14 protein-coding genes are annotated in these 15,353 nt (G+C 69.3%); 8 read left to right on the forward strand and 6 right to left on the reverse strand.

All coding sequences use genetic code 11. From position 1 onward, the window contains the following. Position 1: 1 nt before the first annotated feature. The 6 genes from BLS95_RS02035 (at position 2) to BLS95_RS02060 (ending at position 7,874) form a co-directional block, all read left to right on the forward strand. Entirely contained in the window at positions 2 to 829 is an 828-nt protein-coding gene (locus BLS95_RS02035; RefSeq protein ID WP_090928443.1) for an amidohydrolase family protein, read from the forward strand. A 113-nt stretch (positions 830 to 942) separates the two neighbouring features. Next, positions 943 to 1,929, forward strand: coding sequence for a phosphotransferase family protein (locus tag BLS95_RS02040; protein WP_090928445.1), 987 nt, complete (start codon positions 943 to 945; stop codon positions 1,927 to 1,929). Positions 1,930 to 2,277: 348 nt separating this feature from the next. Beyond that, a complete protein-coding gene (locus BLS95_RS02045; RefSeq protein ID WP_090928447.1) occupies positions 2,278 to 3,255 on the forward strand; it encodes an ABC transporter permease in 978 nt (325 codons plus the stop codon). 1 nt (position 3,256) lies between these two features. Further along, complete coding sequence (locus tag BLS95_RS02050; RefSeq protein WP_090928450.1) at positions 3,257 to 4,099, forward strand: ABC transporter permease; 843 nt, start codon at positions 3,257 to 3,259, stop codon at positions 4,097 to 4,099. Then, positions 4,096 to 6,165, forward strand: coding sequence for an ABC transporter ATP-binding protein (locus BLS95_RS02055; protein WP_090928454.1), 2,070 nt, complete (start codon positions 4,096 to 4,098; stop codon positions 6,163 to 6,165). Before BLS95_RS02050 ends, BLS95_RS02055 begins: the two co-directional genes overlap by 4 nt. After that, positions 6,162 to 7,874, forward strand: a complete 1,713-nt coding sequence (locus BLS95_RS02060; RefSeq protein ID WP_090928456.1) for an ABC transporter family substrate-binding protein — start codon at positions 6,162 to 6,164, stop codon at positions 7,872 to 7,874. Before BLS95_RS02055 ends, BLS95_RS02060 begins: the two co-directional genes overlap by 4 nt. A 96-nt stretch (positions 7,875 to 7,970) precedes the next feature. Here the strand turns inward: BLS95_RS02060 and BLS95_RS02065 are convergent, their stop codons facing one another. After that, the gene (locus BLS95_RS02065) at positions 7,971 to 9,371 is read right to left on the reverse strand and encodes a glycosyltransferase (protein WP_245764762.1); all 1,401 of its coding nucleotides are present in this window, start codon (positions 9,369 to 9,371) and stop codon (positions 7,971 to 7,973) included. After that, positions 9,362 to 9,523 carry a hypothetical protein gene (locus BLS95_RS55350; protein WP_176992980.1) on the reverse strand — a complete coding sequence of 54 codons (162 nt, stop codon included), beginning with the start codon at positions 9,521 to 9,523 and terminating at the stop codon, positions 9,362 to 9,364. Before BLS95_RS55350 ends, BLS95_RS02065 begins: the two co-directional genes overlap by 10 nt. Positions 9,524 to 9,598: 75 nt before the next feature. Here BLS95_RS55350 and BLS95_RS02070 point away from each other — a divergent pair, with 75 nt between their 5' ends. Continuing rightward, on the forward strand, positions 9,599 to 9,787 hold the full coding sequence (locus BLS95_RS02070; protein WP_090928458.1) for a cellulose binding domain-containing protein: 189 nt from the start codon (positions 9,599 to 9,601) through the stop codon (positions 9,785 to 9,787). Between the two features lie 55 nt (positions 9,788 to 9,842). Here BLS95_RS02070 and BLS95_RS02075 read toward each other — a convergent pair whose 3' ends face one another. Continuing rightward, a complete protein-coding gene (locus BLS95_RS02075) occupies positions 9,843 to 10,361 on the reverse strand; it encodes a snapalysin family zinc-dependent metalloprotease (protein WP_245764763.1) in 519 nt (172 codons plus the stop codon). 94 nt (positions 10,362 to 10,455) lie between these two features. Next, entirely contained in the window at positions 10,456 to 11,616 is a 1,161-nt protein-coding gene (locus BLS95_RS02080) for a hypothetical protein (protein WP_090928462.1), read from the reverse strand. Positions 11,617 to 11,819: 203 nt separating this feature from the next. Here BLS95_RS02080 and BLS95_RS02085 point away from each other — a divergent pair, with 203 nt between their 5' ends. Continuing rightward, positions 11,820 to 13,685, forward strand: coding sequence for an ABC transporter ATP-binding protein (locus BLS95_RS02085; RefSeq protein WP_090928464.1), 1,866 nt, complete (start codon positions 11,820 to 11,822; stop codon positions 13,683 to 13,685). 122 nt (positions 13,686 to 13,807) lie between these two features. Here the strand turns inward: BLS95_RS02085 and BLS95_RS02090 are convergent, their stop codons facing one another. Further along, a complete protein-coding gene (locus BLS95_RS02090) occupies positions 13,808 to 14,320 on the reverse strand; it encodes a GtrA family protein (protein ID WP_245764764.1) in 513 nt (170 codons plus the stop codon). A gap of 225 nt (positions 14,321 to 14,545) precedes the next feature. Beyond that, a complete protein-coding gene (locus BLS95_RS58860; protein ID WP_090928468.1) occupies positions 14,546 to 15,175 on the reverse strand; it encodes an HNH endonuclease family protein in 630 nt (209 codons plus the stop codon). Positions 15,176 to 15,353: the final 178 nt, after the last annotated feature.

Here is a 15,353-nt window from a genome sequence, read left to right on the forward strand (position 1 = left end):
CATGAGCCGTATCGACGCCCACCACCACGTTTGGGACCTCGACCTCCGCGAGCACGCCTGGCTGGATTCGGACCAGATGGCGCCCGTCCGCCGCACGTTCACCCTTGACCAGCTCGCCGCCTCCGCCGCCGCGTCAGGGGTGACCCAGACCGTGCTGGTCCAGGTGCTTCCCGACCTTGACGAGACGAAGGAGTTCCTGGCCCTGGCGGCCGAGTCCGACCTGGTCGCGGGCGTGGTGGGGTGGATCGATCTGACCGCGCCCGACGCCGCCGAGACGCTGGCGGGGCTGCCGGACGGGCTGGTCGCGATCCGGCACGGCGTGCAGTCCGAGCCCGACCCTGCCTGGCTCGCGCTGCCCGAGGTGCGCCGCGGGCTCGCCGCCGTGGCCGCCGCCGGGCTGGCCTACGACCTGCTGACGCTGCCGCACCAGCTGCCCGCCGCCATCGACACGGTCGCGGCCATGCCGGAGCTGACGTTCGTGCTCGACCACCTGTCCAAGCCGCCGATCGCCAGCGGGCGGCTGTACCCCTGGCAGCGCCTGATCCGGGACCTGGCCGCCTATCCGAACGTCTACTGCAAGCTGTCCGGCATGGTCACCGAGGCCGACTGGGCCTCCTGGCAGGTGGCCGACCTGCGGCCGTACGCCGAGATCGTGCTGGAGGAGTTCGGGGCGGAGCGGGTGATGTTCGGCTCCGACTGGCCGGTGTGCCTGCTCGCCGCGGAATACGAGCAGGTCGTCGCGGCGGCGGACGAGCTGTGTGCGGGCCTGTCGGAGAGCGAGCGGGCCGCCGTCTTCGCCGGGACCGCGCGCCGCGCCTACAACCTGTAGGAACATCGACCACCCCGCGCATGGACTCCTCGTGCTTATGGGTACGCCGCTTGACGTGGTGGGCGGCACGTCGGTGTCCTGAGTGCGGTGGTTCGTGGGGAAAGATAGCCGGGGTGGATTTCCAGCCGATCGAGCGTCCCCCCAACGCGTTCCAGCAGTCCGTGACCCCCGAGCAGATCCAGGCGGTCTGCCACCGCGTCTTCGGGCCGGGGGCACGCGTGTCGTCGGCGGTTGAGCTGGGGCTGGGCATGTACAACACCACCTACCGCGTCACCGTCGCGGGCCGGGAGCGGCCGGTGGTGGTGCGGTTCGCCCCGGAGCCGGAACGCCAGTTCATCTCCGAGCGGGAGATGATGCGCAACGAGTACGCCACGGTGCCGCACCTCGCGGTGATCGCCCCGCTGATGCCGCGGGTCCTCGCGGCCGACTGGTCGCACGACCTGATCGGCCGGGACTACCTGGTGCAGACCCTGCTGGACGGCGTGCCCGCCCCCGACGGCCTGCGGAACTACCCGCGCCCGGCCTGGACGGCCTTCTACCGGCGGATCGGGGAGATCGCGAGGACGGTCCACGGGGTGCGCGGCCCGGGGTTCGGTCCCGTCGCCGGACCCGTGTACGACACCTGGAGCCGCGCCGTGATCGCGTCGCTGCGTGACATCGCCGCCGATCTGGAGAGCGTCGGCCTGGACGCCGCCGACCTCCGCTCGGCCGCCGCGCTGGCCGCCGAGCACAGCGCCGTACTGGACGAGATCACCGAGCCCCGCCTGCTCACCGGTGACCTGTGGACGGTCAACGTCATGATCGCCGACGGCGCCCCCGAGCCGACCATCACCGGAGTGCTCGACTTCGACCGCACCCTGTGGGGCGACCCGGCGGCCGACTGGCCCGTCCGGCTGGCGGCGGCCAAGCAGGACGAGCGGCTCGCGTTCTGGGAGGCGTACGGCGAGCGGGACCGTGGCCCGGCGGCGAGCTGGCGGTCGTCCCTCTACGAAGTACGCCACCTCGGCGGTGTCCGGCTGGAGCTGCACCGCCACGGCAGGACCGACGACGTACGGGACTCCTACGCCAGGGTGGCCGCCAAGCTCGCCGAGCTGGCGTGAGGGATCTCACAGCCGCGACGGAGACATGATGAGGATCACGGGAATTAACTGCCTTTGTCCGGATCCTGTGACATAGCCGCGCGCCGAGCACCGCTGAAACGGCCGGTTGATCACATGTTCGACCAGGTCAGCAGGGGTATGCGGGGATCCGGGAAGGTGCACGCGGCGCTATTGCGAGTGACCTGACCGTTATGTCGCCCGGTTTCTGACTGTTACTTTTTTACATATATTCTGCGCGCTGAACGCCATCTCGGGGTCGTGTGGATTTCACGTCTGAGATGGGTTTTCGTTGCGGGGCCGCCTCTCCAACCGGAAGCTCGCGTCCCCCGTCAGCGCGAACGGAGAGTAATGGGCAAGTACCTGCTCCGCAGGTTGGCAATAAATGTGATCTTGGTCGCCATAGCGGCGAGCCTGGCCTACATGCTCGCGGCCACCACCATGAACCCGCGCGCCGCTTACGAAGGCCGTCAGCCACCTGTACCCGAGGCCACCATCGACGCGACCCTGAACGAGTACAACCTGAACGACAAGGTTCCCGTCATCCAGCGCTACGCCACCTGGGCCGGCGGCGTCATCACCGGCGACTTCGGCAAGACGTGGAACGGTGGTTCGGTCAACGCGGAGGCGGGGCGCCGGATCATGGTCAGCCTCCGGTTGATGCTCATCGGAACCCTGCTCGGCTTCGCCGTCGGGGTGGCGGTGGGGGCGTGGTCCGCGGTGCGTCAGTACAAGCTCAGTGACCGGTTAACAGGAGTGCTCTCCTTCGTGATCATGGCGATTCCGGTCTTCGTGCTGGCCACGCTGCTGGCGATCGCCACGTACAACCTGAACCAGGGGGTCGGGCACACGCTGATCGAGTACACCGGCGAGTACAACCCCAAGCTGGCGGGCTGGGACCAGTTCGTCAACCGGCTGAACCACCTGATCCTGCCGACGATCTCGCTCAGCCTCGGCCTGATCGCGTACTACAGCCGCATCCAGCGCAACATGATGCTCGACGTGCTGAACCAGGACTTCGTCCGCACGGCGATGGCCAAGGGACTGCGGCGCAGGACGGCGCTCATCAAGCACGCGCTGCGCACCGCGCTGATCCCGGTGGCCACGTACTTCGCCTTCGCGTTCGGCACGATGTTCACCGGAGCGATCTTCACCGAGAGCATCTTCTCCTGGCACGGCATGGGCGCCTGGCTGGTCGACTCGATCCACCAGAACGACGTCAACTCCGTCGCCGCGGTGACCTTCTTCACGGCCGTCTGTGTCCTGGGCGCCGCCTTCCTGTCCGACGTGCTGGTGGCGGCCCTCGATCCTCGGGTGCGGGTGAACTGACATGCGTTCGAAAGTCGTCCTCCGGCGGCTGCTCCGCAACAAGCAGGCCCGCTACGGCTTCATCGCCCTGCTCGTGCTGGTGCTGCTGGCCTACGTCGGTCCGTACTTCGGCAACTACGACTGGACGGACAAGGACTTCCTGGCCTTCATGTCGGCGCCGGACGCCGACCACTGGTGGGGCACCACCTCGATCGGCCAGGACATGTACGCCATCACGCTGCGTGGCATGCAGAAGTCCATCATCATCGGCCTGCTGGTGGCGCTGATCTCCACCGGCCTGGCCGCCATCGTGGGGGCGTTCGCCGGATATTTCGGCGGCTGGGTGGACAAGATGCTCATGTGGGGCGTGGACCTGCTCCTGGTCCTGCCCAGCTTCCTGATCATCTCGATCATCTCGCCCCAGCTCGGCCAGGGCGCCTCCTGGCTCTGGTTCGTGGTGCTGCTGGCCGCGTTCTCCTGGATGATCACCTCCCGGGTGGTCCGCAGCATGACGCTCGCCATCCGCGAGCGCGAGTACGTCCTGGCCGCGGTCTACATGGGCATCCCGCGATGGAAGATCATCTTCCGGCACATCGTGCCCAACCTGTCCTCCTTGCTGATCATCGACGCCACGCTCAACGTCTCCGGCGCCATCATCGGCGAGGCGGCGCTGTCCTTCTTCGGCTTCGGCATCCAGCCACCCGACGTCTCCCTCGGCACGCTCATCGCGGACGGCTCGCGCAACGCCACCGGCTACCCGTGGCTGTTCGCCTTCCCGGCCGGCCTGCTGGTCGCCCTGGTGCTCAGCGTGAACATGATCGGCGACGGCCTGCGTGACGCACTCGACCCGGGGAGCAACTCGTGAGCATCTTGGAGGTCAGCGACCTCACCGTCACCTTCCCCGGCGGCATCCAGGCCGTGCGCGGCGTCAGCTACGGGGTCGAGCGCGGCGAGGTGCTCGGCATCGTGGGCGAGTCCGGCTCGGGCAAGTCCGTTACCTCTCTCGCGGTCATGGGCCTGCTGCCGAACAATGCCCAGGTCAGCGGCTCGGTCAAGCTGCACGGCCGCGAGCTGCTCGGCATGGACGAAGAAGAGCTGATCAAGATACGCGGCAAGTCGATCAGCATGATCTTCCAGGACCCGCTGTCGGCCTTCACCCCCGTCTTCACCATCGGCGACCAGATCGCCGAGGCGGTGCGCGTGCACCAGAAGGTGGCCAAGGACAAGGCCGCCAAGCGCGCCGTGGAGCTGCTCGACCTGGTCGGCATCCCCAACCCGAACCTGCGGGCCAAGGCGTTCCCGCACGAGTTCTCCGGCGGCATGCGGCAGCGCGCCATGATCGCCATGGCCATCGCCAACGATCCCGACCTGCTCATCTGCGACGAGCCGACCACCGCGCTCGACGTGACCATCCAGGCGCAGGTGCTGGAGGTGCTCAAGACCGCCCAGCAGGAGACCGGCGCCGGGATCGTGATGATCACCCACGACCTGGGCGTCATCGCGGGCATGGCGGACCGGGTGCTGGTCATGTACGCGGGCAAGCCCGTCGAGCAGGGGCCGGTGGACGACATCTACTACCGGCCGCGGATGCCGTACACGATGGGGCTGCTGGCCTCGATCCCCAGGATCGACGGCGAGGAGGGGCCGCTCGTGCCCATCGAAGGCAACCCGCCCTCGCCGGCGGCGCTGCCGCCCGGCTGCCCGTTCGCGCCGCGCTGCCCGATGAAGGTGGACATGTGCGACGACGAGGAGCCGTCGCTGACCCCCTTCGCGGGCGGGCGCCACGTGGCCTGCATCCGCGCGCACGAGATCGAGCACAAGGGCCTGACCGGGGCCGACGTGTTCCCGGTGCCGGTCATCCCGCCGAGCGACGTCGTACGCGTGCCGCGCACCGAGCGCGCCACGGTGCTGGAGCTCGACGACATGATCCGGCACTACCCGCTCATGAAGGGCGCGGTGCTCAAGCGCCGGGTCGGCACCGTGTACGCGGTCGACGGCATCACCCTGGACATCGCCGAGGGCGAGACGCTGGCCCTGGTCGGCGAGTCCGGCTGCGGCAAGACCACCACGTTGCAGCAGATCATGCAGCTCCAGCCGCCGCAGGGCGGGCGTGTCGTGGTGCTCGGCAAGGACAGCGCCAAGCTGGACCGGGCGGGACGCCAGGCGCTCCGGCGCGACCTGCAGATCGTCTTCCAGGACCCGATGGCCGCGCTCGACCCGCGCATGCCGGTCGGCGACATCATCGCCGAGCCGCTGCGCGCGCACGGCAAGAAGGACGTCCGGGCCAAGGTCGAGGAGCTGCTCCAGCTCGTCGGCCTGGCGCCGGAGCACGCGGAGCGCTATCCGCAGCAGTTCTCCGGCGGCCAGCGCCAGCGCATCGGCATCGCCCGCGCGCTCGCCCTGGAGCCGAGGCTGCTGGTGCTCGACGAGCCGGTCTCCGCGCTCGACGTCTCCATCCAGGCCGGTGTGATCAACCTGCTGGAGGAGCTGAAGAACAGACTGGGGTTGTCGTACCTGTTCGTGGCGCATGACCTGGCGGTGGTCAGGCACCTGGCCGACCGCGTGGCCGTCATGTACCTCGGCAGGATCGCCGAGATCGGCACGGTCGAGAACGTCTACGACCACCCGGCACACCCCTACACGCAGGCGCTGCTGTCAGCGATCCCGCTGCCGGACCCCGAGCTGGAGCGCACCCGCAAGCGCATCCTGCTCGAAGGCGACCTGCCCAGTCCGGCTGACCCGCCCTCGGGCTGCCGGTTCCGCACCCGCTGTCCCAAGTTCGCCGTGCTCAGCGAGGCGGAGCGGCGGCGATGTGTGGATGAAGAACCCTCGGTTGCTCGGCTCGCGAACGCCGTGGACCACGGCGCCGCCTGCCACTACGCGGAGGAGATCGAGGTCATCACGGCCTCGGACGATCAGGAGGAAAAGTGAAGGTTCGTTACCGGGCAGCCGCGGCTATCGCGGTCCTGGCCATGGCCGCGGCGGCGTGCGGCGGAGGTGGCGGCGAAGCCAAGAAGCCGAGCGCCGAGCAGTCGCAGCAGGCCCAGCAGCAGATGGCCCAGACCCCGGCCATCGACATCAACGCCGTCCCGTACGACCAGGTCAAGGACGGCGGCACGGTGACACTGGCGATCGGGCAGTGGCCCACCCAGTGGAACGGCTACCACGTCGACGGCAACCAGGCTGACACGGCGACGATGCTCGACCCGATCATGCCGCAGCTCATGATGGCCGACTCCGAGGCCGTGTTCACCCCGAACCCGGACTACGTGACCGACGTCAAGAACGAGACGGTCGACGGCAAGCAGGTCGTCACCTACACGATCAACGACAAGGCCACCTGGTCGGACGGCGAGCCGATCACGTGGAAGGACCTTGAGGCCCAGTGGAAGACCAACAGCGGCGAGAACAAGGCCTTCAAGGCGGCTTCCACCGACGGCTGGGACAAGATCGAGTCCGTCAAGCAGGGTGACAGCGAGAAGGTCGCCGTCATCACCTTCTCCAAGCCCTACCCGGAGTGGCAGGGCATGTTCAACCGGGGCACCTCGCACCTCTTCCCGGCCAAGTACGTGAGCACGCCCGACGGCTACGACAACTCCTACAAGCAGAAGATCCCCGCCACCGCGGGACCCTTCAAGGTGGAGTCCATCGACGAGGGCACCAAGACGCTCACCCTCGTGCGTGACGACAAGTGGTGGGGCAAGAAGGCCAAGCTCGACAAGGTCATCTACCGCGCCATCCCGGACCCGAGCGCCGAGGTGAACGCCTTCGCCAACGGCGAGCTCGACGCCGCCTACATCGAGGCCGGCAACCCGGCCGGCCTGCAGCAGGCCAAGAAGGTCCCGGACGCGGTGATCCGCAAGGCGCTCAGCCCGAACTGGCGGCACATCACGGTCAACAACCAGAGCGAGTTCCTGAAGGACAAGTCGGTCCGGCAGGCCATCCAGTACGCGATCAACCGTGACGTGATCACCCAGTCCGACCTGAAGGACATGGAGTGGCCGCTGCAGACGCTCGGCAACCACGTCTTCATGAACAACCACAAGGGTTACGTCGACAACTCCGGCGACCTCGGCAAGTACAACCCCGAGAAGGCCAAGCAGCTCCTCGACGCGGCCGGCTGGAAGCTTGAGGGCGAGTACCGCAAGAAGGACGGCAAGGAGCTCAACCTGGACTTCGTGATCCCGTCGGACACGCCCACCGCGAAGACGGAGTCGGAGCTCAGCCAGGCCATGCTCAAGGAGGTCGGCGTCAACCTGACGATCCGCCCGGTCCCCGTCGACAAGTTCTTCAACGACTTCGTCATCAAGGGTGACTTCGACCTGGTGCCGTTCTCGTGGATCGGCACGCCGCTGCCGATCGGCAGCCTGGCCCAGATCTACAAGTCCGGCTCCGAGAGCAACTTCCCGAAGGCCAGCGACCCGCAGGTCGACGCCGCCATCCAGGCCGCCGTGGACGAGACCGACCCGGCCAAGGCCATCGAGCTGGCCAACGCCGCGGACAAGCTGATCTGGGACATGGTCCACACCATCCCGCTGTACCAGCGTCCCGACATCTGGGCGTGCAAGAAGACGCTCGCCAACTACGGCGCGCGTGGCTACCAGTACTACGACTGGACGGCGATCGGCTTCACCGCCTGATCTCCCGTCGCACGGAAACCCCCGGCCGGTGCTCCGGCCGGGGGTTTCCCCTTTCCACCCGCAGGACGCCGGTTAAGCGGCGCCCTGCGGGTGCGCTCAGGTCCTGGCGGGCAGGGCGACCTCGACGGCGCCACGGGTGCCCCAGCGGTTGACCCGCCAGCAGGTCAGCAGCGCGTATACGTGCATCGGGCGCAGCACCAGCAGCCGCCAGACGGCCGCCAGCGGCGCGAGGGCGAACGTCAGCAGCCGGGCCGCGAACGGCTCGTCGGCGCGGCGTACGGTGAACAGCCGCAGCGCCATCAGGTAGTTCATGGCGATCCAGAGCCGGCCCGCGGCCGGCGCGAACTCGCCCAGGTGCGCCCGGCAGGCCGGGTCGGCGATCACGACGGCGGGGACGACCAGCGCGAGCAGCAGGTACAGGTACTCGGCGACGGTCGCCCAGAAGACCGTGCCGCGCAGCGGCATGTAACGCAGCCACCACAGGCGCCGCACGGTGGTGCCGCGCATCCAGCGCAGTTGCTGTTTCGCGTAGTGGCCCAGCCGCTCCGGCACCAGCGTGAACACCAGCGACGACGGCTGGTGCACGGTGTCGCCGGCCAGCAGCGCGTAGAAGGTGAGCATCGAGTCGTCGTTCATCTGCATGGGACGGCCGCGGAACCGCTCGTTCTCGTACGCCCCCGCGCACCGGCGCACCACGTCGGCCCGGTAGAAGGCGAGCGCGCCCGAGTTGATCGTCACCCGGCGGAGCACCGACTGGGCGCTGCGCAGGCCACGGGTCAGAGGCAGGTACAGCAGGCAGGTCAGGCGGGTGAGCAGGGTGGCGGTGCGGTTCAGCACCAGCACGTGCCCGGCCACCGACTGCACCCGGGGATCGGCGAACGGCGCCAGGCCCTCGCGTACGGCGTGCCGGTCGAGCACGGAGTCGCTGTCCAGGGTGAGGAAGATGTCGGCGTCGTCCGCGGCGAGCACGTGCATCTGGGCGAACCGCTTGCCGCGGTTCTCGGTGCGGTCCCAGGTGGTCGGCACGCCCCGCCGCGCGGCCTCGGCCTCGAACTCGCGGCGTACGTCGTCGTACGTCAGGGGCTCGCCCGTCACCCGGTCGGCGGAGCCGTCGTCGACGACCCGCACCCGGTTCACCGGCCGGCTCTGCGCCAGCACCGAGCGCAGGCAGGCGCGCAGCGCCGCCGGGTCCTCGTTGTAGACCGGGATCTGCACGGTCACGGTCAGTGCGTCGAGGCCCGCCCGGCGCCCGCGCGGCGCCCGGATCCGCCGCTCGAACCAGGCCAGCGGCACCCACCACAGGAGCAGGAGCGACGCCAGCCAGGCCACCGACAGGTCATGCGGCAGCCCGTCGACGGACCTCGTCAACGACACGAAGTCGGCGGCGCCCCAGACGGCGCATCCCACGATCGGCAGCGCGCCGAGAAGGAGGAGCCTCCCATGCCCGGCATAGCGGGCAGCCGGAGGTCCCACCGCCGGTCCGAGAGTCAGCGGCACCACGGGCTCTTGCCGCGCCGGAACCCGAACCGGACGAGGAACGCGGCGCCCAGCACGATCACCGCGCACAGCCCGACCAGCCACAGGTGCCCGGTGGACAGAGCGGCCGCGGCGACACCACCGCCGTAACCGACGAGAGATCCAGATGCCATGATCACGATGTCGCCTGGAGGGACCTCGAATAATCCCCGGCCCGCTTAAAACCCTGGTCTCCCGATCCGGCCTTCATGTCTCTCACGCCGGGCACGCTCACCGGCGGCTGGAACGCCACGCTGAGCTCGAACGGTCAGGCGGTGACCGCCCGCAGCGTCACGCACAACGCCACGCCGGCCCCCGGGGCCAGTGCGTCGTTCGGCTTCCAGGGTTCCCGCCCGAGCGGCGACACCCGCCTGCCGACCGACTTCCGGTGCGCGTGACAGGACTCGCGGCGGCGTCCCGAGGGGCCGGGACGCCGCCGCGAGCGGGGGGCTGTCAGCGGTTCTCGTAGATCCGGCCGAACTCCACCTCAGGTGTGGCCGTGCCGGCGAAGTTGCGGTCCACCGCGGATCGCTCGGCGCTGTTCGGGGTGGCGTTCGCGCAGCTCACCGGGGCGCTCGACCCGGACATCAGGTCGGAGCACAGACCGGTGCGCCGGTCGGGCAGGCCGAGGATGTGGCCCATCTCGTGGGCGGCGATGCGCACCCAGTTGTAGTTGCTGGCCTCCCGGCCCATCCAGATCGTGCCGTTGCCGAGGCTCCGGGGCTGTGCCCGGGGCCAGCCGTTGTCGGCGATCACCACGAAGTTGGCGGGCGTTCCCTGCATGAGCCGGACGTTCACCACATTGGCGTTCCAGATCGCGGCGCCTTGGTTCACCGCGCTCACGAACTCCGCCGCCCTGCTCGCGTCGTACCTGAGCACCCTGACCAGGGCCGCGGCCTGCGCGGGTGCGGTGACGAGGAGGAAGGAGAGGCAGAGGGCGGCGGACAGCATGAGACGAAGGGGTCTTGGCACGGAGCCTCCTCCGAGTTGGGGGGTGCTGTCACGGTACTGAGCGCATCCCGGCTCGAAGAGGTACCAATTTGCCCCTATTACGGTGTTATGGCCGTCAGCAGATGCTCTGCCGGCTGTTGGTCAGGGTGTTGTTCCTGAACGTGGTGTTGACCCCGCACGGGTTCTCCGTGATCGCGGAGTTCGTCACCCGCAGGTTCTGGATGACGATGTCGGAGGTGTTGGGGAACTCCGAGCGGGCCGCGAGCCGGATGTCGCCGGGGCCGGTGACGGTGCCGCTCTGGGCGGCGATGTTCACGTTGTAGCAGTTCTCGATGAGGATGGCGTTGCCGCCGGTCTGGGCGAGGTCCACCCGGTCGATCACCGCGCCGCCGCTCTCCGAGACGCAGAAGACGCCCCGCCCGCCGCCGCGGGCGATGACCTGGCCGACGCGGATGTTCGTGGGATAGCCGCTGCCGATCCGGCCGTTCCTGTTGGCCATGCGGAAGGCCGCGTAGCCGGTGCCGGCGCCGGCGTTCTGCGCGTCCACCACGCTGACCGTGGCGTTGATCGTGTCGTTCAGCAGCAGGCCCGAGTGGCCGACGTTGCGGGCCACGACGGTGCCGACCGTGAGGCCGTCGAGTCCGTACGTCTCGACGCCGTGGGTGCTGGTGCCGGAGACGTAGACGTTGTCGATGCGTACGTTCCTGGTGCGTACGCTGCGGTCGCCGTGGTTGTCGACGCGGATCCCGAGGCCGCTGGACAGGCGCAGGTCGATCTGGCCGAGGGTGATGTTGGTGCCGTTGCGGACGAAGATGCCGTACAGGGGGGCGCCGGTGACGTTCAGGTGCTGGACCTCGATGTCCCGTACGTTCCTGGCGTACACGACGGCCTGGTCGCCGGAGCCGGAGCCCGTCACGTTGACGGTGCCGCAGACGTCCAGCACGGTGTAACTCGGCAGCGACAGCCGCGACCCGGCGCTCATCGAGCCCGAGCCGCGCACCACGACGCGCTGCTTGGCGGTGCGGCCGGCCGTGAGGCTGTTCACCGCGGCCTGCATGGCCGAGAGCATGCTGGTGCCGGTGTAGTCGGTCGTGCTGCCGTTGCGGGCGGTCCAGGTGCCGCCGCTCAGTGTCGCCTCCGCGTTGTAGGACCCGTCACCGCAGGCCAGCCGCTGGGTGTGGGTCCGCGCCGAGGCGGCGGACAGGCCGGACGTCATGAGGGCCGTCACGGTGATCCCGGCGGCCAGGCCGAACAGGCGCTTGCTGATGCTTCGCATACTCCGCTCCCGTGGTGGGGTGGCCCCTCCGGACGCGGGGGAGTGTCGCAACCATCAACTCGGCCCGTCAACTGTGCGTGAAACTTACAGGTGAAGCGTCACCGGCGCGCCGATGGCCCATGTCCCGCGGGTGTTCGATCCCGTTCCATCGGCGGGGGAGAACGCGCGTGGAAACTGTCGGTGTCCGGGCGCATACTCGGCGCATGCGCCAAGAAGAGACCCTCGAACTCGGCGAGATCGCCTTCTCCGACTGGTATGCCCACACCGACAAGATGGCCGAGGTCCGCTTCCTCACCATCGCCCGGCGGTTGCCCTCGCTCGTGCGCCAGGCGATGGCCCTGGCCTGGGGAGCGAGCCCCCGCGACACGCTGGCCACGATCGTGCTCAACCTCCTCGGCGGGGTGTTCACCGCGTTCGGCCTGCTGGCCACGACGGGTGTCCTGGCGGCCCTGTTCAGCGAGGGCCCCACCCCCGACCGGGTGCTCGCCGCGCTGCCCAGCCTCGCCCTGGTCGGCGGCGCCGCGGTGGTGCGCACGATCACGCAGGCGGGCGCGGGCTGGGCCCAGTCCCGCCTCACTCCCCAGATCGCCCGGCTCACCGAAGAGCGGCTCTACGGCCTGACCAGCCGGGTGGAGCTGGTGGCCTACGACGACCCGGAGTTCCACGACGCCCTGGAACGTGCCAGGTCCCGCGGCGTGGCCATGGCCGACTCGGTGGTGACGACGTCCGTCGACGTGGTCACGGCCACGGTCGGCCTGGCGGCGGCGGCCGGTGTCCTCGGCGTGCTCCACCCGGTGCTGCTGCCCCTCCTCCTGCTGGCGGTGCTGCCGGACGCCTGGGCCGCGGTCCGCAGCGCGCGCATGCGCTATTCGGTGATGTACCGCCTGGTCCCGGCCCGCCGCCGCAAATGGATCATCGCCGACCTGCTCGCCGACCGGCCCTCGGCGGCCGAAGTTCGCTCGTTCACCATGCGCGGCTTCCTGCTGCGCATGTATGACGCGGTCACCAAGGCCGAGCAGGACGTCATGCTCGACCTCGCCAGACGCCAGACCATCGCCAAGCTCGTCGGCGAGGCCCTCGGCGGCCTGGGCGCCGGCCTGGTCTACGTCGCCCTCGGCATCCTGCTCGCCGTCGCGGCCATCCCGCTGGCCGTCGCCGGCACCGCCGTCCTGGCCATCCGATCCGGCCAGACCTCCCTGGCCAACCTGATGTACGCCACCAACCGCCTCTACGAACAGGGCCTGTACTTCACCGACTTCCTGGAGTTCTGCACCCAGGCCGAGTCCCGCCTGACCGCCGCCCGCTCCACCCCGCTCCCCGCCGGCTTCGCCCGCATCACCGCCGACGCGATCACCTTCACCTACCCCGGCGCCGAAGAACCCGCCCTGCGCGAGGTCTCCATCACCATCAACCACGGGGAAGTCATCGCCTTCGTCGGCGAGAACGGCTCAGGCAAGACCACCCTCGCCAAAATCCTGTCCGGCCTCTACGCCCCCGACGCCGGCGCCGTCCGCTGGGACGGCACCGACCTCAGCGACGTCGACCCCGAGCAGCTCCGCCTGCGCACCGCCGTCATCGCTCAGGACCACACCCGCTGGCCCCTGACCGCCCGCTACAACATCACCATGGGCACCGACAAGGGCGAGCCCGCCCTGCACGCCGCCGCCGCGGTGGCCGGCGCCGACGAGGTCATCGCCGACCTGCCGCACGGCTACCGCACCCTGCTGGACCGCCGCTTCAAGGACGGCCACGAGCTGTCCGGCGGGCAATGGCAGCGCATCGCCGTGGCCCGCGGCTTCCACCGCGACGCCGACCTGCTCATCTGCGACGAACCCACCGCCGCCCTCGACGCCCGCGCCGAACACGCCCTGTTCGAGCAGATCCGCCACCACAGCGACGGCCGCACGGTCCTGCTCATCACCCACCGGCTGGCCAGTGTCCGCTACGCCGACCGCATCTACGTGCTGGACAAAGGCAAGATCACCGAGCAGGGCGACCACGCCACGCTGATGGCCCTCAACGGCCTCTACGCCGACCTCTACACCCTCCAGGCAACCGCCTACCGCTGACCACCCCGGCTGTGGGGTTTGTCCGCCCTCTGTTCGGCGGTCATCCGCGGGGCCAGGCCCGTGGGGCGCAGCAGCGGCATGCACCCGTCCAACCGCCGAAACGGCTTCCGGATGCGCTGCCATCAAGCCGCCTCGTCCGTGGCATCGGCAGTGGGAGCCAGCCGCAGGCGGCCGGGGTGGGCCTTCTCCTCGGGGAAGACCCACTTCCGGAGCGCCCAGAAGCGGAAGACCATGGCGATCAGCGTGCCGATGATCTGCGCGCTCATGAAGTCGGCGATCTCCTGCGTCACCAGGCTCACGTCCGGGGTCTCCAGGCGGAACACGTACCGGGAGATCCATAGCGGTGCGGAGCTGAGCACCAGGCCGACGCCACTGACCAGGAAGAAGAGTGCCGCCTCGTGACGGCGCTCGCGGCCGCCCCTGGTCCGGAACGACCATTCGCGGTTCAACACGTAGGACACGATCGTCGCCACGAGCACCGCGATGACCTTCGCGGTCACCGGCTTCGGCTCCAAAATGGTCAGCTTCAGCCCATAGAACACCGCGTTGTCCACTAAGAACGCTGTTCCACCCACCACCGTGAACTTCAGCAGTTCGTGGTGCTTCAGCACAAGGGCGTGCAGCGGTTCCGGCAACCTTGCGAGTACTGCGTTTGCTATTCGGAGCACCCCCGATCTTCTCACCGGCCGAACACCCTGGTGACGAGATTTACGGACACGGGTTGCCCGGCACATGCCGGGCGGTCACCCGCTGAAGGACGATTCCGCACCGACCGACCTCCGAGCGGGCTCCGGCCGACGTCGTGCAGCGGCCCCGCGGCTCCTGGTCGCGGGAGCGGCGGGGCCGTTATCCAGTCGGGGTCAGCAGGAGGCGAGCATGCTGCTCAACGCCGCCTTCTCGGTGCTGTCCGCGCTCAGCCCCCAGTACCACTTGACCTGGATCCAGGCACGGGCATAGCGGCAGCGTTCGGCGCTGCGCGGCTGCCACTCGGCCGGGTCCTGGTCGGACTTGGACTGGTTGACGTTGTCGGTGACGGCCCACAGCTGCGGCCCGCCCAGGTCGTTGGCGAACTGCTGGCGACGGGCGGTGGTCCAGGACCAGGCGCCGGAGGCCCACGCCTCGGCCAGCGGGACCATGTGGTCGATGTCCACGTCGCTCGCGGCGGTCCAGGTGGCGCCGTCGTACGGGCTGAACCAGGAGCCGGAGACGGCGGCGCAGGAGGAGTTGGTCACCACGTTGGTGCCGTCCCTCTTGAGGACCTCTTCGCGGGTGTTGCAGGAGCCGGAGACGGTGGACCAGTGCGGGAAAAGGTCCCGGTCGTACGTGCTGCCGTGGGACTCGGCGGCCACGGGGAGGGCGGCCAGGCGGGAGGTCGCGGTGGCGGCGGAGGGGATGTTCGGCGGGATCGCGGCGGCGGGCTGGGCGGTGACGGTAAGGGTCAGGGCGGCAGCGCAGGCGAAGCCCAGGGTGACGGGTAAGGCGCGGTGCATGAAGGATCGGCCCTTCTGCCGCCGTCCTCGGACCGGCGCAGGTGCCGGTCAGGGGGCGAGGAGGGCGGGCACCCTCGACGGTGACATTGTCATGATTGATCCATATATGGCCAGGTTTGCCGAGCTGCCAGGGAGCTGTTGATCGATTCCTGACATTGGCCGTCATGCCGTCTTCGCC

It is taken from the genome of Nonomuraea jiangxiensis, from assembly GCF_900099965.1.
In the GTDB taxonomy this organism is placed as follows: domain Bacteria; phylum Actinomycetota; class Actinomycetes; order Streptosporangiales; family Streptosporangiaceae; genus Nonomuraea; species Nonomuraea jiangxiensis.